General features: G+C 54.9%; 12 protein-coding genes. 7 read left to right on the plus strand and 5 right to left on the minus strand.

Annotation, left to right across the window (positions count from 1 at the left end; genetic code table 11):
• The first annotated feature begins 8 nt into the window (after window positions 1-8).
• Genes KDC22_RS11465 through KDC22_RS11475 form a run of 3 tightly spaced genes read left to right on the plus strand, consistent with a single transcriptional unit; the run spans window position 9 to window position 4,725 of the window.
• Window positions 9-905 (plus strand): carbohydrate ABC transporter permease, encoded by an 897-nt coding sequence (locus KDC22_RS11465; protein ID WP_173137705.1) that lies wholly within the window; start codon window positions 9-11, stop codon window positions 903-905.
• Between the two features lie 20 nt (window positions 906-925).
• Window positions 926-2,962, plus strand: a complete 2,037-nt coding sequence (locus KDC22_RS11470; protein WP_211723092.1) for an alpha-L-arabinofuranosidase C-terminal domain-containing protein — start codon at window positions 926-928, stop codon at window positions 2,960-2,962.
• Window positions 2,959-4,725, plus strand: a complete 1,767-nt coding sequence (locus tag KDC22_RS11475) for a glycoside hydrolase family 2 protein (protein ID WP_211723093.1) — start codon at window positions 2,959-2,961, stop codon at window positions 4,723-4,725. The genes KDC22_RS11470 and KDC22_RS11475 overlap by 4 nt, the downstream gene beginning before the upstream one ends.
• A gap of 437 nt (window positions 4,726-5,162) precedes the next feature.
• Here the strand turns inward: KDC22_RS11475 and KDC22_RS11480 are convergent, their stop codons facing one another.
• On the minus strand, window positions 5,163-6,023 hold the full coding sequence (locus tag KDC22_RS11480; RefSeq protein ID WP_211723094.1) for an SDR family NAD(P)-dependent oxidoreductase: 861 nt from the start codon (window positions 6,021-6,023) through the stop codon (window positions 5,163-5,165).
• A 159-nt stretch (window positions 6,024-6,182) separates the two neighbouring features.
• On the opposite strand from KDC22_RS11480, the gene KDC22_RS11485 reads away from it, so the two are divergent.
• Window positions 6,183-6,626, plus strand: a complete 444-nt coding sequence (locus KDC22_RS11485) for a MerR family transcriptional regulator (protein WP_211723095.1) — start codon at window positions 6,183-6,185, stop codon at window positions 6,624-6,626.
• 159 nt (window positions 6,627-6,785) lie between these two features.
• Window positions 6,786-7,652 (plus strand): divergent polysaccharide deacetylase family protein, encoded by an 867-nt coding sequence (locus KDC22_RS11490; RefSeq protein WP_211723096.1) that lies wholly within the window; start codon window positions 6,786-6,788, stop codon window positions 7,650-7,652.
• On the opposite strand, the gene KDC22_RS11495 is transcribed toward KDC22_RS11490, so the two are convergent.
• Window positions 7,639-8,445, minus strand: coding sequence for an N-acetylmuramoyl-L-alanine amidase family protein (locus tag KDC22_RS11495; RefSeq protein ID WP_246553480.1), 807 nt, complete (start codon window positions 8,443-8,445; stop codon window positions 7,639-7,641). The two genes, KDC22_RS11490 and KDC22_RS11495, sit on opposite strands and share 14 nt — an antisense overlap.
• Window positions 8,446-8,612: 167 nt before the next feature.
• On the opposite strand from KDC22_RS11495, the gene KDC22_RS11500 reads away from it, so the two are divergent.
• Window positions 8,613-8,807, plus strand: coding sequence for a YqzE family protein (locus KDC22_RS11500; RefSeq protein ID WP_173137691.1), 195 nt, complete (start codon window positions 8,613-8,615; stop codon window positions 8,805-8,807).
• Between the two features lie 156 nt (window positions 8,808-8,963).
• Here the strand turns inward: KDC22_RS11500 and KDC22_RS11505 are convergent, their stop codons facing one another.
• The 3 genes from KDC22_RS11505 to KDC22_RS11515 form a co-directional block, all read right to left on the minus strand.
• Window positions 8,964-10,046, minus strand: a complete 1,083-nt coding sequence (locus KDC22_RS11505) for a hypothetical protein (RefSeq protein ID WP_211723097.1) — start codon at window positions 10,044-10,046, stop codon at window positions 8,964-8,966.
• Window positions 10,047-10,241: 195 nt separating this feature from the next.
• Window positions 10,242-11,318, minus strand: a complete 1,077-nt coding sequence (locus tag KDC22_RS11510; RefSeq protein WP_425517026.1) for a YqhG family protein — start codon at window positions 11,316-11,318, stop codon at window positions 10,242-10,244.
• Complete coding sequence (locus tag KDC22_RS11515) at window positions 11,318-13,063, minus strand: DEAD/DEAH box helicase (RefSeq protein WP_211723099.1); 1,746 nt, start codon at window positions 13,061-13,063, stop codon at window positions 11,318-11,320. Before KDC22_RS11515 ends, KDC22_RS11510 begins: the two co-directional genes overlap by 1 nt.
• A gap of 421 nt (window positions 13,064-13,484) precedes the next feature.
• Here KDC22_RS11515 and KDC22_RS11520 point away from each other — a divergent pair, with 421 nt between their 5' ends.
• A complete protein-coding gene (locus tag KDC22_RS11520) occupies window positions 13,485-17,276 on the plus strand; it encodes an LAGLIDADG family homing endonuclease (protein WP_211723100.1) in 3,792 nt (1,263 codons plus the stop codon).
• The last annotated feature ends 23 nt before the right edge of the window (window positions 17,277-17,299 follow it).

Consider the following 17,299-nt stretch of genomic DNA (forward strand, 5'->3'; position numbering starts at 1 on the left):
GACGGGCAATGCCTAAGGATGTAATTATGAAAGCCCCACCCGATGAAAAGCGGTTCGACGTAATCGTATACCTGCTCGCAGCGGTAATCATTGTGATAGTGCTCTATCCGTTACTATTTGTGGTCAGCGCTTCGTTCAGTGATCCCGCCAAAGTACTGAACGGGGAGGTCTGGCTGCTGCCCAAGGGCGTGACACTGGAAGCCTACAGCAATATTTTGCACAACGATAAAATTTGGACCGGATACCGCAATACGCTGATCTACACCGTTGTCGGAACAAGTGTCAATATTATGATGACCCTGCTTGCGGCATACCCGCTATCCAGACCGGATCTTCCCGGACGCAAGCTGCTGATGCTGATTGTTACCCTGACGATGTTCTTCAGCGGTGGACTCATCCCCAGTTATCTGCTGGTCAAAAACCTCGGGATGGTCGATACGATGTGGGCGCTCATTATTCCCGGAGCCATATCAACGTACAATCTGATTGTGATGAGAACATACTTTGAATCCAGTATTCCCTGGGAGCTGCAGGAGGCGGCGCACATTGACGGCTGCTCCAACTGGAGGCTGCTGATCAGCATTATTCTGCCGTTGTCGAAACCGATTATTGCTGTAATGGTTCTGTTCTATGCCGTGGGGCACTGGAATTCGTTCTTCAATGCGCTGATTTATATCCGTAGTGAGGACCGTTACCCGCTGCAGCTGGTGCTGCGCGAGATACTGATGATCAGTCAATCCGCCGGCGCAGACGGGGGGAATGTCGGGCTGGAGGATCAAATCCTGCTCTCCGAGAGCATTAAATACGCGGTCATTATCGTGTCCAGCCTGCCGGTGCTGCTGATGTATCCTTTGGTCCAGAAGCACTTCGTCAAAGGTGTCATGATTGGTTCAATTAAAGGTTAATCGGAAACGGAGGAGTGAAATTGTCTAACCAAGCAACGATAAGGATCGACTACAGCCAGCCAAGCGGGCATACGGTCAACCCGTACCTGTTCGGACATTTTGTGGAGGATATCCGCGATCATATGGAAGCCATGCTGGCTTATCCGCTGAAGGATATGGATTTCGAGAGTGAGGCGGGGAATACGGCGGGCGTGGCGGGAAGCTGGTATGCGTTCACGAACGGGCGGAATACCGGATATGCCCTTGAAGCGTCTGCCCCGAAGCATTCTGGCCGCGCCCAGCGTATCCGCCTGCTGAGCGATGATGAGGCCTATGCCGGTATCGCCCAAAGGACGGCACTCCAAGAAGGGATGTATACGGTTAAGCTGGTGGCGAGGGCATCTGTCGAGCTGACTTATATTATTATTGAAGCCGTAGACCGGATCAGCCAAGCCCGCCTGGGGCTGGAGCGCATCAGGCTGGACAGCCATAATTGGCAGCTGTATGAGGCCGGACTGTCCGTCAGCCGGGACAGCGCAGATGCAGAGTTCCGGGTATATGTTCCGGCTGAGCATCCCAGATGGAGGGATCATGTCTCTACCGGCATGTTATGGTTAGATCATGTCTCTCTGCTCCCACAAGACCACATCGGTACCGTAAAACGTGAGGTGGTCGAAATGACGAAGGAGCTGAACGCCGGGATGATGCGGCTGGCAGGGAACTATATCAGCGCCTATCATTTCGAGCACGGGATCGGTCCGGTGCTGGAGCGCCCGGTTATGTTCAACGAGGCGTGGGGAGGATGGACCAGCAAATACTTCGGCACAGATGAATTCATCCGCTTCTGCCGGGAGCTTCGTGTGGAGCCGCTGATCTGCGTGAATGACGGCTCCGGCTCGCCGGAGGAGGCGGCGAGGTGGGTGGAATACTGCAATGGCGGGATCGATACTCCCATGGGCGCGAAGCGGGCCGCGAACGGCTATGCGGAGCCCTATAATGTGAAGTATTGGGAGATCGGGAACGAGGTGTGGGGACCCTGGCAGGTCGGAACAACCACGGCGGAGCAGTTCGCCAAGCGGACAGTGTCCTTCATTAAGGCAATGAAACAGGCAGATCCTTCTCTCGTTATTCTGGCCTGCGGACATACCGATCAGGAATGGAACCGGGCTGTTCTGGATATCGCGGGTGAACAGATTGATTATTTGACCTTGCATCTCTACCACGGCTATAACCGGTTTGCTATGGACCAGAACACACCGGAAGAAGAGCGCTATAAGGCCATTGCCTCATTCCCGGAATGGACCCGCTACAATATAGAACAGACGGCAGGCCAGATCCGCTCCAACCCGGACCATGCGCATGTGAAGCTGGCAATTACCGAATACAATACGATGTATTATCCCAACACGGTACGCAAAGGGCTGCCGGAAGAGCATACATTGGGCGCTGCGGTGGCCAATGCCGCTAATTTGAACGAAATGCTGCGGGCAAGCGACATCGTGCAAATCGGCAGCTTCTCCGATCTGGTCAACGGGTGGCTTGGCGGGTGTATCCGGGTAGGCGATTATTATGCCGATCAATACTGCGGCAAGCTGCCGGGCTGGAGCGGGCATCCGTTAACCGTCTACGGCACGCCAACCTATGAAGTTATGAAGCTGTATGCCGGCCGCGATATCTCCCGTCTGCTTCCTTCAGTTGCAGAGTGCGGCACTTTCTCCGTAAGGTCCGGCAGACCGGCGCCGATCCATCTGGACGCCCTGCCGGATCTGGATACGGTGGCCTTCACGAATGAATCCGGGGATACCGTCACCGTGTTCACTGTAAACCGCAGCCTGCAGGAAGTGAAGGCTTCCTTCACACTGGATGGATTTGAGGCTGACGGTACTGTAGTGGTATATGAAATATCGGGGGAATCCGAATGGGAGATCAATTCTGTCTTCACGCCGGACCGCATCGCCTGCAAGGTAAGCGAGGTTCCTGCTGAAGTGTGGGCGGAGGACTGGCTGCTGCGTCCGGCATCGGTCTATGCGCTGGAATTCAGAACCGGGTCTGCCGGGCGGAACGGGGGAGTACGATGACAACCAAAGCATACATCAAGGATTATCCCAGACCGCAGTTCGTCCGCGGGGGATGGCAGACCCTTAACGGGGAGTGGGGCTTCCGGTTCGACGATCAGAATACCGGTGAGCACGGGAAATGGCAGGAGCAGTTGAACGCAACCCATACCATTACCGTTCCATATACTTACGAGACGCAGGCAAGCGGCATCGGTATTCAGGAATTTCATCCCCGGGTATGGTACAACAAGACAGTGCTCATTCCCGGGGAGGCGTCAGGAAAAAGGGTCATTCTCCACTTCCAGGCCGTGGATTATCACGCCAAAGTATGGGTGAACGGCATCCTGGCAGGCAGTCATCAGGGAGGATATGCTGCTTTTTCTTTCGACATTACCGCCTATTTAATCTCCGGGAAGGAGAACAGTATTACGTTAAAGGCAGAAGACAGTAATGACTGTACCCAGCCCCGGGGGAAGCAGCGCTGGACGAAGGATAATTTCGAATGCTTTTATGTGCAGAGCACCGGAATCTGGCAGACCGTCTGGCTGGAATATGTGGAAGAGCAGCGGCTGGATTCTGTAAAAATCACTCCGGACATCGACCGCTCCTGTGTCTCGTTCGATGTTCAATTGCACGGGCTGGAGACGGCGGCAGGCCAGATCCTGCTGGAGGCTGCAGTTACTTTCAAGGGAGTCCCGGTTAAGACAACGAGCCAGTGGATGGACCGGCCCCGCCAGACGATAGAAGTCGATCTGCTGCATGAGGCAAGCGGTCCCTGGAAGCGGAGCTACTGGTCACCGGCGCAGCCCAATCTGTATGATGTTGAGTTCACCCTATACGTGGATGGCAAGGTTGTGGATCAGGTGCATTCCTATTTCGGAATGAGGAAGGTCTCCATCCAGAACGGCAAGGTGCTGCTTAATAATACACCAGTCTATCAGAGGATTATTCTGGATCAAGGCTACTGGACAGAGAGCCACCTGACACCGCCAAGCGAAGAAGCGATTGTAGCCGATATTGATTATATTCTGGCGATGGGCTACAACAGCGTACGCAAGCATATGAAGATTGAGGATGCCCGCTTCCTGTACTGGTGCGATGTAAAGGGCCTGCTGGTATGGTCGGAGATGGCGGCAACGTTCGAATTTCATGACCGCGCCGTGGAGAGCTTCACGAACGAATGGCTGGAGATCGTCCGGCAGCAGTATAATCATCCCAGTATCATTACCTGGGTGCCGTTCAATGAGTCCTGGGGCGTACCGAACATTCTGCATGATCAGCGGCAGCAGAAATTCACGGAAGGCATCTATCACTTAACCAAGGCCATTGACCCCTACCGCCCGGTGATTACGAATGATGGCTGGGAGCATACCGTGTCGGATATTCTGACCCTGCATGATTACGTTGAAATGGGTGACGGCTTCTTAAGCAGGTATGGTGACAACAAAGAGGCCATCGTGAATAAAGAGACCACCTGCAATCAATGGAAGTATGCCTTCGCCGAGGGGTATGCGTATCAAGGCCAGCCTATCATTATATCGGAATTCGGCGGGATCGCCTTCCAGTCCGATAAGGGCTGGGGGTACGGGCATCAGGTGGCATCGGAGGAAGAATTCCTGACCCGCTTCGCAAGCCTGACTCAAGCGATCAAAAGTGTGGATTATATCTGCGGGTACTGCTATACCCAGCTCACCGATGTGCAGCAGGAAATCAACGGTCTGCTGACAGAGGCGCGTGAGCCGAAAATTCCGCTGGATAAGATTAAAGAGATCAATCTGAAGTAATCGAATGAATAAGGACTGACCCGGGGCCAGGGAATGGCCGGGCTGATCCTTCTATTTCTCGCTGAAACGAATGCCGTCCTTTAATTTAAAAGGACGGCTAAGCCGTTTCCACTTGTGTGAAGTATGCGATTCAAGGAAATAGTTGGATTTTCAGCACTTGCTGATCAGCGTTTGCCCCCTGCTGGAACAGCAGTTGTATAAACAACACTTAATTTGGCACATTTCATCCAGAGTGGCAAAAAACCAATAATTAGATGCCCTTTTTCCACTTGCTGCCGTTTATTTACGAGATGTCGGTAAATTAAGATACGTTTGTCCACTTGTTAGTTGGCAGGTGCGGGTAACGTACATACATCAAGCCCAAGTCATCCTATCAGGGTGGCTTGGGCTTTGATATGTGCAGGCGCTTTTGGTGTGTGTACAGCATGGCCTGAGAATCAGGAAGGGCTACCGGCCGGGCGGAATTCCTGCTGATAAATGGCCTGGACGTTCGCCAGTATATCACGGCTGTACGCAGTGAACTTCAGCGGGGTTACCTGATTCTTGATCAGGAACACCCCGGACTTACGGCTGTGCTCGCCGAGTGCAGCCTGGTACAGCAGGCCTGCTCCATGGGTAGGCTCCGGGAAGAACATGCGCGTGATCGGCCTCAGCCAAAAGGGGATTCCGGACTTTTTGCCGCCGCGCATTGTGTTATTGCCTCCGGGATCGGCACTGCGGATCATAATGCCTTCCGCCGCAAGCACCGGGGCAAGCTCCGCAGTCCACAAGGACAAGGCAAGCTTCGTATCGGCATAAGGGCCGGTTAGCTTGGCGAACTTGGCCGGACGCTCAAGTGTCGCAGGATCGAACCGGCGTTTCATCATAAAAGCATTGGAAGAAGTATTAATGACGGTGAGGAGCTTGCCTCTCAGAATTAACGGCTTCAGCTCCATCGTGAGGATATACGGCACAACGGTCTGCAGTTCATAGTGCAGCTCCCGTCCTTGCCTGGAGAAGCTTAATTCGGGGAAGCTCCCGCCTGCATTATTGAACAGCAGATCAATCTGCGTCTCATGGCTTGTAATAGCCTGCAAGGCAAGCTTCAGCTGGGCGAAGTCTGTTAAATCCGCCTTGTATATCCGCAGCTGTCTGCTGCTGAGCGCCCCGCGGATAAGGGGGTCATCCTCTGTGAAAGCTGAACGGATGAGCGCGATAACCTCCCAGCCTTCACTCAGCATTCTGCGGGTCAGCGCGAGTCCGATTCCATGATTCGCGCCGGTGATCAGCGCAGTACGTGGGGCTTGTTCTATAGTCATAATAAGTCCTCCTTGGGGAACATTGTGGTGAATGGTGCCCATTGTATAACTTGGAGCCGACTCCAGGTCAAGGACTGAATTTAACATTTGACTTGGAGCTGACTCCAAGTTATACAATAGAATGAACTTAAGGCACAACAATACAAAGGAGGCGGCTCTATGAGTCTGGCAGACAAGAATCCCGTCCCAGGATATTCAATCAAGGAAACAGCGGACCGGACCGGAATCACGGAGGATACGATCCGGTATTATGAGAAGATCGGGCTGCTGCCACGGGCGCAGCGTAAGGGGAACAGCCACCGCATCTACAACGAACAGGATCTGGAGATGATGAAGCTTATCACCTGTCTCAAGAAGACGGGAATGTCCCTGGACGATATGCGTCCCTTCCTTAACCTGTCGCTCGACTCGGACCTGTCACAATATCCCGAACTGCATGAGATGATCCTGACTCATAAGCAGAAGATTCTGGAGCAGATTGCTTCGCTTCAGCAGGTTGTGGATTTTATCGACAACAAAGTGGAGCAGGGCAGCCTTGGCCCGCAGGCATGTGAGCTGACCGGGGATACCCGCCGCAGGATGCCGGCACGAAGCAAACGCTGATTTCTTGCATCCCGCAGCAGGTGGTGAAGGGGGCTGCTTAATGCAGACCGCCGCTTCCCATTCACATTGTTAATTATTTCGTAAGCACGCCGTACATATTTAACCTTCGTGAGCCAAACAATGAGAGCATTAGTTGAATCACGAAGGAGATGTCCCAGGATGAAGACAAACAACAAGAGAATAAAGCATATCCTTCTGTATTCTATAGCCGCAGCATTGATTACGATAACCGCACTGGTACCGTCAGCGCCGCAAGCAGTGTCAGCAGCCCCGGCAGAGGACACGCATTCAGCACAGCCGCAGGCAGAGAATACGAAGCAGCCCAGCCGGGTAGCCATCATAGTCGATGATTTCGGCAATGGGATGCGCGGGACGGAGGAAATGTTCAAGCTGCCGGTCAAAATTACCGTCGCAGTAATGCCGTTCCTCCGTTCCAGCGAGCAGGACGCACGGCATGCCCATGAGCTTGGTTACGATGTGCTGGTCCATCTGCCCATGGAGCCGCGGCAGGGCAAGCCGGAATGGCTGGGGCCGGGGGCAGTGCTGACAAGCATGACAGACGCGGAGGTGCGTAAACGGGTGGAGGCGGCGCTCGATAATGTTCCTTACGCCATTGGAATTAATAATCACATGGGCTCCAAGGTGACCGGTGACGAACGGGTCATGGGTATTGTGCTTGGTGTCTGCAAGGAGCGCGGACTTTTCTTCGTAGACAGCCATACCAATTACCGTTCCGTGGCGGGCCGGATGGCCCGGGAGCTGGGAATGCCGCCTGTGGAGAATCACATTTTCCTGGATGATGTGCATTCTGCCTCCCATGTGGCGAAGCAGATGAAGCTGGTACAGGAACGGGCGCTGAGCCAGAGATATTGTGTGACGATCGGTCATGTCGGCATTCAGGGCAAAGAAACCGCAGCGGGTATCCGCAGCGGCATTGCCGGAATGAAGGACAACGTGGAGTTTGTCGGAATCTCGGAGCTGGTACGGGATGAATGGAAATGGAACTCCCGGCTTACACTTCCATAAGATAAGCGGCGATTCCATTGGCAATCGCTTCAGCAATTTCCTCCTGGCCTTTCGGAGTGCAGAGCTTCTTGCGGTCAGCCGGACTGCTTACAAATCCCGCCTCAACGATAACCGTTGTGGCGGTTATTTTGTTGAGCAGGTAGAAGGGCTTGCCCTGTACGGGATCATTCCTCATCCCATAGAGCTGGTTCAACTGGTCCTGGATGGTCCGGGCCAGCAGGAAGCTGCGCCCTTCCTGGCGGTACAAGACGAGCGGCCCGTGCTTGGTAGGGGATTTGGCCCAATTGATATGAATGCTGACCACCACATTCGCCGGGAGCGTCTCGGCCAGCTCCTTGCGCTGGGCGAGATCGCGCAGATGCCGGGACCTGCTGCGCAGCCACAGATTCTCATCGCTTGGCGCATAATCGCCGTTCCGGTTCAGAATGGCGTCGAAGCCGTCGCCGCGCAGCAGGAGGAACAGGCGGCGGGAGATAGCAAGGGTGATGTCCTTCTCCAGGATGCTGCCGTAGGAGGTTCCGCCGTCAATTCCCCCATGTCCGGCATCAATCAGGATGATCCTCTGATCATGGCCGAGCATATGGGGGCTGTGTTTAGGGAAGCCGGCCTGCTGTCCGGCCCGTGGTGCAGCCGCATGGGTAACTCCGGCATTCCCCGCCGTAAGCAGCAGAAGCAGTACTCCTGCCGCTGCCAGGAACCGCTGTAGCCGCAGCCCCAGTCTCAGCCGGTCAAGTTCGCGTGAACAGCCGGGTTGTTCTGAGTTGTGTTGTTCTAATGTTTCCGATTGTCTCAAGTGAATAACCTCCCTGCCGATAAGTATAGTTATTGTTAGATTGTGCCTTAACAGCCGAACCTATACGAAGCTTCGGTTTCCGGTTTAGAGTTCAGGGGATTGGAGCACACTATAGGCATAAGGCCAGTGAGTGATAACTGCCATATCTCACATGGGAGGTGTATGAAATGGCATCCGGCGGAGATGATCTGGTGAAATATATTACGGAGAAGGTTGTTGTGTACATTGAGAACCCGCGCGCCGTCCATGCAAGAAGGAAGGCTGAGAAGCAGCCCTGGGCGGAAAAATGGTTCGGTACGATCCCGCTCGCCTGGTCGGTCTGGCGCAGCAAATGGAGCCGGGACAGGGATGGTAAGGAGTAGCGATTAAGCGGTGAGTGGGATTCAGGTGTATGATTGCACCTGAATTCTGAGAAAGCGGGCGCTGAGTGGGATTCAGGTATAGAAGCAAATAGCCTTCCCTAGTAGCCGTTCAGACGGCACCGGGGAAGGCTGTTTGCTTTTCACGAATATTGGTCCCTATTGCCTGGAATCCGGCACAGAGGCTGCGCCCAGAGTTGTGTCTCCGCGCAGCGGTATTGGCGGCTTGTGGAAGGTGCCGGCCTTTTGAAGCGCTGTGAGCGGAAGGTAGCGAATCCCCCCGGGACCGGCAGCCGCATAGACTACTGCCGCTTCACTGCCTGCTGCGTCTCCGGCAGAAGTAGTCTTAAGCCAGCTCTGGCTGCCTGTGATCATGAACGGCGCTCCCAGAGCCTCATTGTGCCCGGAAGACTGGAAGGCCAGGCTGCCGCGTTCACGGAGCAACGCAGTCAGGCTTGCACCATTGATGGTCTTGAGCTCAGGAGCGGTTATCCACAGCAGATCAGCATACGGGTCATCCTCTCCGCCGCTTAGAAGAGCGGGAAGGGGAGTACGTGCCTGGTCCGCGCCGGAGGAGGACAGCATAGCTGCCGAATCCGGCTTGGCGCCCAGAATAGCGTTAGCCTGTCCGGGACCCCAGGGCAGGATCTCCGGGACCGAGGCATTCAGATAGAACGTCTCGTTCCCGGCAGTGAGCTTCCAGAGCGGGAGCAGAGGTGCATAGAGCGGCGTAAGCTCGATTGTTGCTGAATGATCGGAAGATATCAGTCCTTGCTGCACCAGATACTGGCGCAGTTCAAGCATACTGTAAGGGAGACCGGAGGTTCCGGCTCCATATTCACTAAGCACATAACCGCCCTGATCTGCGGCAGATATAATGAGATAGCCGATCCGCTGCCCGCCGTTCATCACATTGACCAGCCAGCTTCGCGTTCCCGGACCCAGAGGGTAGACCTCCGTCCCCGCATCCTTCCATTCTGTAAAAGGAGCATGGGCCGACAGCTTGCCGATCGTCTCTTTGGTGAAGGTCTGCAGCGTTTCCGGTGACGGAATCTGCTTCATGGCAAGCCCTGGAACAGCCTCCTGCATGACGGCCTGGGTCACGGTGGTACGGCTGCTTTTGGACGCCAGCGCCGGAGGAGGGGAGGCGCTTGCAGCGAACAGTGCCAGTCCAAGAATCAGACAGAGGAGCAAGCGGCTGCGCTGCCCGCGGGGTTCCTTCTGTCCTGCTTTGTTTATCATAGTATCGTTCACCTTTCCTGTTCCAAAGGTTATTCGCTGGGAAGCCCCGGTCTCATGACTGTGAGACCGGCAGGTCTCCTGCTGCTTACTGTTCATTGTAGGGGACAAGCCCTGAAAAGGCTGTTGCTTGCTGTCGCGGCAGGCGGCGGGAGTTTCGCTGTTTTTTTGCCTGCTTTTAGCGAGCAGGGTCGTATTCTATGTGCTGCGCAGATGAAACAGTCCGTATGTTACGGCAGAAACTGCAATCTGCGGCTCATATTGCCAGGAGGTCTCCTGACGGCGGCGGTTATACTGCTCCTGGATGCTGAGACGTTTCTCCTCATCCTCTTCCTTCAGCAGCTCGGCATAATAAATATCCACAATGCTCAGCTCAAGCTCCAGCCGTTCGCGGGCTTCTTCGGCCCACGTATAATCCAGCAGCGCCAGCTTCGAGGTCAGATATCCCTCCAGCCTGTCGGCTCCGTCTGTAATGCTCAGCTCGAACGGCTGAACATGAATGTTCTCCGGGAGACGCGGCGTCAGCTCCTTGGAAGCCAGCCGGGCTTCAAAGTCAGGGACAATCAGCCCCGAAGTCAGCGACACAGCAATGAAATGCAGCTCTTCCCGCTTCAGGTCGCAGGTCATCTCCACCTTGTAGCAGACAGCCAGCCATGGCTCGTAGGCCGCCGAGAACAGGGTGGTCCGCTGCCTGAGCCCGGGGTCCTCGAACAGCTGCAGGCACTTGCCTTCATCCCTCGCCGCCGACCAGATCTGCCGCAGACGTCTGCTGCCGTAGGTCACATCCTCCCGGCGGATCATGCCCGGCCCGATGCGCGGCAGCGCCGGAACGACGCCGAAGTACCGGGCAAGGATGCTGTCCTCCGGGGCAGCCGAGACCCCGGGAGGCAGCGCACCGCCCGGCGCCGCAGCCTGCGCCGCGCCAAGCTCCGCCCCTGCCTCGGCATCCGCCGCCGCACCGGCCTGGCCCGGCAGCGCGTCTGCCGCTGCCGGGCGGCTTGCGCCGCCACTGCGCGGGCGTGCGGCCTGCGCCGCAGCCTGCGCGGCCAGTTCATCGTACTTCTGCGGATCGAAGACGAAGCTGAAGGACAAGGTCTCGGGATCTACGCCGGTGCGCTCCACGAATCCCCAATAATAAGGGCGGTCCGTCAGCATCCGGTCCGCGCGGGGGGAGAGCTTTACCGTCACATGCACCGGTGAGGATTCAAGGATGGTGCATTCGGTCGCTTCCAGATAATCCATGACCTGTTTGCGTACTTCCACGGGCGAGAGCATCAAGGCGCCACCTCGCTTTCATCCAGATCAGCATGGGTCAGCTCGCTGAGCGTATCGCCAATATCATCGAGACTGCTGCGCAGCTCCTCGTCCGTGCGGGCTTCAAGGACGATTTTGTACAGGCTTTTCTCCAGCGACTCTTTCTTCTCGAAGCGTTCCAGAATGACATCCAGCCCGCCGATGACCATCTCGAACATGTTGATTTTCTCATGCAGCAGGTGGAGAATATGCTCTTCAATCGTCCCCTCCGTGGAGAGGTTATAGATGACCACATCATTCTCCTGGCCCAGCCGGTGTACCCGTCCGATCCGCTGCTCCACCCGCATCGGGTTCCAGGGCAGATCGAAATTGATCATATGGTGGCAGAACTGCAGGTTGATGCCTTCGCCCCCTGCTTCCGTGGCAATCATTACCTGGGCGCGTCCGCGGAAAAGGTCCATCATCCAGTCTTTTTTGCCGCGGTTCATCCCGCCCGAGTAAGTGACACATTGCAGTCCATGCTCACGGAAATATTGAAGCAGATATTCCTGGGTGGCCCGGTATTCCGTGAAGACAATGACCTTCTCATTCATTTGTTGAATTAACTCCATCGCCTTCTCCGCCTTGGTATTCGTCTTGACCGTACGGATCGTCTGAAGCAACCCCATCATCCGCTCGCGCTTCGGAGAATCCGCCGGCAGCTTCTTGATCAGGTTCACCAGGGTGACGAACACAGCGTCCCGGCTGCTGCAGACTTCACGTTGAAGCGTAACCAGGGAGAGCATACTGCTGAGATTGCCGCCCGCCTCCTGATATTGGTCTTTGACAAAAGCAGTGACGCCGTCATACAATTCCTTCTCCTCTGCCGACAGAGTGAGGGGGATGTTGCGCACCTTGCGCTTGGTGAAGTTCACCGGGCCTTCGCCCCGGCGGTTACGGATCATGACCTTGGACAGCTCGCCCCTGAGCTGGACTTCATTCTTGGGCTGACGCTTATCGACAACGAAATTGGTGGCAAAATCGCCCTGATTCCCGAGCTGGCCCGGCTTCAGCAGCGTGATCAGATTGAACAGCTCGCCGAGATCGTTCTGCACGGGTGTGGCGGTGAGCAGCAGGCAGTATTTTTTTCGCAGCTGCTGTACAAACAGATAGTTCGTAGATTTCTTATTCTTCAGCTTATGGGCTTCGTCGATAATGAGCATGTCGTATTCCTGGCTCAGCAGCATTTCCTTATGCGGGTCACGTTTGGCGGTATCCATGGAGGCGACGACAATGTCATTGCCCCAGGAATAGGCTTTCTTTTGCGCTACGGCTGAGATCCCGAATTTGGCATTCAGCTCCCGTACCCATTGCAGCACAAGCGAGGCCGGCACCAGAATCAGCACCTTGCTCACCAGACCCCGCACCAGATATTCTTTCAGCACCAGCCCGGCTTCTATCGTCTTGCCAAGACCAACTTCATCGGCGAGAATCGCCCGGCCCGACATCTGGAACAGCACCTTATGCGCCGTATCAAGCTGATGGGGAAGCGGGGACAGCCCGTTCAGATGCTTCATACACTGCAGCTCATCGAAGCTCGTAACCAGGCCCGACTGCTCTCCCTGCACGGCAAGGCGGGATAACCGCCAGTCTCCCCAAGGACCGCCTTTATCGAGTCTCGATTCCAGATCATGCAGCCAGTTACGCTCAAAAGATAGAGGAACAGGCAGCAGCGGCGCAGAAGTTACGTTCTCGTGCGGCAGGGAATTGCGGAATAATTGCGTCATGTTGCAGCCTCCTCCGTCGCAGTTTCATATCGAAATGCGTAGCAGTAGTATGCGCGTAAAAGAGAGATTTCATAACCTGCGGAGCATGGAATTCACAGAGGAAGACTGTAATCCGCCTGGAAAGCTTTCAGTTCCGGTACAGGCAAAAAAGCGAGAAAGAGGGAGGAAATAAGCTCTATTTTCCAGTTTTTCAGATATTCCTGCCAGGAGCTGCTTTTTCATAAATGATCTCATCCCACAACATGTGGTATAGTTTAAACATTGACGCACACTATATATTGTTACAAAAGCATGAAATTTTGATTGTGTGCGGGAATTTTCGGTTATTTGTTATTGACAAGAGGAGCTTCCGCTGGACAAGCAGGCTGCAGTTAACGTCCGCCGGAAGCATGACCTATTAATTATCCGGGAGGTTATATTATTGAGTACTGTGGAACGGAACAAGCGTCTGGAGGGTTTGAGCGAGAAGATATTTCTGGACCGTTATGCCTGGAAGGATGCGGACAGCAATAATGCCAAGGTAGGTGATGTCGTCCTTGTCCTGACGAAGGATGATCCGAAGTTTCCAACGAAGGAGGTTGGCGAGATTGTAGAGCGTACAGGCCGGATTGTAACCGTAAAAACCCGCAGCGGTGAGCTGGTGCAATCGGATGTGGAGAAGCTGACGCTCAATATCGAGAAGACTCCGGAGGAGATGTGGGACCGTCTCGCGGGAGCGATGGCGTCCGTAGAGAAGACCCCTGAGCTTCAGGAAGAATGGACAGGCAAATTCCGCTCGATACTGGATGACTGGAAGCTTGTACCGGGCGGCCGGATTGCGGCGGGTGCCGGAGCGAGCGAGGAGCTTACCCTGTTCAACTGCTATGTAGTGCCTTCTCCCAAAGACAGCCGGGGCGGCATTATGCAGACGCTCTCTGAGATGACGGAGATTATGGCCCGCGGCGGCGGCGTAGGCATCAACCTGTCTTCGCTTCGTCCGCGCCGTGCCATTGTCAGAGGGGTGAATGGTTCCTCCAGCGGCTCCGTATCCTGGGGCGGACTCTTCAGCTATACCACCGGACTGATTGAGCAAGGCGGCAGCCGCCGTGGCGCGCTGATGCTGATGATCAATGACTGGCACCCGGATGTGCTGGATTTCATTACCGTGAAGCAAACCATGGGCCAGGTCACTAATGCCAACCTGTCGGTCTGTGTGAGCAACGACTTCATGAAGGCCGTCAAGGAGGATCTGGACTGGGAGCTGGTCTTCCCGGATACGACCGATCCTGATTACGACACGCTCTGGGACGGAGATCTGGATAAATGGAAGGCTGACAACCGCCGTGTGATTCCTTACCGTACGGTCAGAGCGCGCGAGGTGTGGCATACGATTATCGAATCGGCCTGGAAATCGGCGGAACCGGGCGTTGTTTTCATGGAGTATTATAATCAGATGTCTAACAGCTGGTACTTCAATCCGATTATTTGTACGAATCCGTGTTTTCACCCGGACACCCGGATTGCAACGGAATATGGTCTCTTAACTATTGAAGAGCTATATAAGAAGGTCGGAACAGAGTCCTTCCTGGTTGGAACCGATTTGAGATTAGTGGAGCAGGCCAAAGTGGTCGGCGGGAGAAGCTATGAAATTCCAGGTTTGCAGATGAGAAGAGCTACGGTCTTCCCAACCGGGACCAGAGAAACCTTGAAGATATCCCTGCAAAATGGCGTAGAACTATCCGTAACACCTGAGCATCGCTTGTTCACCAACTCCGGCTGGAAAGAGGCTCAGTCTCTGAGTGCAGACGATTGCGTTTATTTGCAGTCCGGAGAAGGTTCCTTTGCCGCTGAGGATACCCTTGGTGAGGGATGGGGCTGGTTCCTGGGCTGGCTCATAGGCGACGGCTGGATTTCCAAACGTGGTGATATCGGTATGGTATTTGGTGAGGCAGACAGCGAAGTTATTCCATTGCTCATTGATGCTGCCAAGAATATCACAGGCGTAACCGCCAAAGTATTCGACAGAACCAACAATACCAAGCAAGCTTATTGGTGGCGTAAGTCGTTCCGGGAACAGCTTGAAGAACTCGGAGTGAAGGCAGTTAGAGCCGCTGAAAAAGAGGTTCCGGCTGCGCTGTATACAGCTTCACGTGCAACTGTTGTGGCATTCCTGCAAGGATTATTCTCTGCTGACGGAACGGTGTATGAGAATGATGAGATGCACCGTACGGTCAGATTGACCTCGGCTTCCAAAAAACTTCTTCAAGGCGTTCAATTGCTGCTGCTTAATTTCGGAATTAACAGTTCTATCTATAGCCGTCAGAAGAAGAATCAAGCTGTATTTACGTATACGACCAAAGCCGGCGAGGAACGGAGCTATGAAGGCGGCGGATTCTACGAGCTTATCTTAAGCGGCAACAACATTCTGGAGTTCAAGAATAAGATCGGGTTCAAGCTGATTACCAGAAAACAAGAAGCGCTGGAGCGGATTGCCCGGCCTTCCCGCAAATCCGAAAAATTCATGTCCAAAGTTATTGGTATTGAACCCGGCGACGTTGTAACGGTATATGATATCACCGAACCTGTGACGCATTCGCTGATTGCAGGCGGTGTAGTTGCCCATAACTGTGGTGAACAAGGCCTGCCCGGATGGGGTGTGTGCAACCTGTCCGCCGTCAATCTATCCAAGTTCTACGATGCGGAGAACCATGATGTGGACTGGGCAGATCTGGCGACAACGACCCGTTATTCCGTGCGTTTCCTGGATAATGTTATCGACAAGACACCGTATCATTTCCCGGAAAATGAAGCCAACCAGAAGCTCGAACGCCGCGTAGGTCTCGGCACCATGGGTCTGGCTGAGCTGATGATCAAGCTGAATATCCGCTATGGCAGCCCGGAATCGCTGGAGTTCCTGGACAAGCTCTACGGCTTCATGGCCCGCGAGGCTTATCTGGCTTCCGCAGAGATTGCGGGCGAGAAGGGATCATTCCAGGCGTTTGACACCGATAAATATCTGCAGAGCGGGTTCATGCGGAATATCACCGAGGTCTATCCTGAAGTGGGCGAGTCGATCCGCAAGCATGGTATGCGTAACGTAACGGTGATTACCCAGGCGCCTACCGGCAGCACGGGAACGATGGTCGGTACCTCCACAGGGATCGAACCGTATTTCGCCTTCAAATATTTCCGTCAGAGCCGTCTCGGCTACGATGAGCAGTTCGTGCCTATCGCCCAGGAATGGCTGGAGTCCCATCCGGGAGAAGAACTGCCGGAATACTTTGTCACTTCGATGGACCTGTCCGCCAAGGATCATATCCGCGCACAGGCAGCCATTCAGCGCTGGGTGGACAGCTCAATCTCCAAGACCGCGAACTGCCCGTCTGACTTCACGGTGGAAGAGACCGCCGAGCTGTATGAAATGGCCTTCGATCTGGGCTGCAAAGGCGTGACCATCTACCGTGACGGCAGCCGTGATGTACAGGTGCTGGAAACGGCGAAGAAGGAAGAAAAGAAGGATGCTTCGGCGGCAGTTGAGGCGGTGGAGGCCAAGGCAGCCGAAACAGCAGCTGAAGCTAAGGTAACGGCAACTCCGGTTACTATAGAAGCAGCGCCGGGTCTGCAGCCTTCAGCCAACGTAGTGGACAAACAATACAAGAAACGCCCGCAGGTGCTGCGCGGCGCTACCTATAAGATCAACACGCCGTTCGGTATGGCGTATATCACCATCAACGATCTTGACCGGACGCCGGCCGAAATCTTCCTGAATGTCGGCAAAGCCGGCTCCGATGTGTTCGCCATGGCGGAAGCGCTGGGCCGCGTCTGCTCGCTGTTCCTGCGTTACGGTGATCACGGCGAGAAGGTCGAGCTGCTGATCAAGCATCTCAAAGGCATAGGCGGCTCCGGCGCCATCGGCTTCGGCGCGAACCGCGTCGAGTCCATCGCCGACGCGGTAGCGAAGGCCCTGGAGACCCATGTGCAGAACAACGCCCATGACGACCATATCCCTGCGCCCATCGCGGCGACACTGGAGCTTGATTTCAACGAGGCGCTGAACGCCGAGCTGAAATCAAGTGTACCGCCAGCGGCTGCCGATGACGGACACGGAGGCCATGGCGCCCATAGCCACGCTACGGCATCGCGGGATCTCTGCCCTTCCTGCGGAAGCGCATCACTGATTAATATTGAGGGGTGTAAGACCTGCGGCAATTGCGGGTATAGCCGGTGCGGGTGAGGGTGGCTCATTAAAGGAATGAG

The sequence above is a fragment of the Paenibacillus tritici genome (assembly GCF_018207515.1).
GTDB classification, from domain to species: Bacteria; Bacillota; Bacilli; order Paenibacillales; family Paenibacillaceae; genus Paenibacillus_AQ; species Paenibacillus_AQ tritici.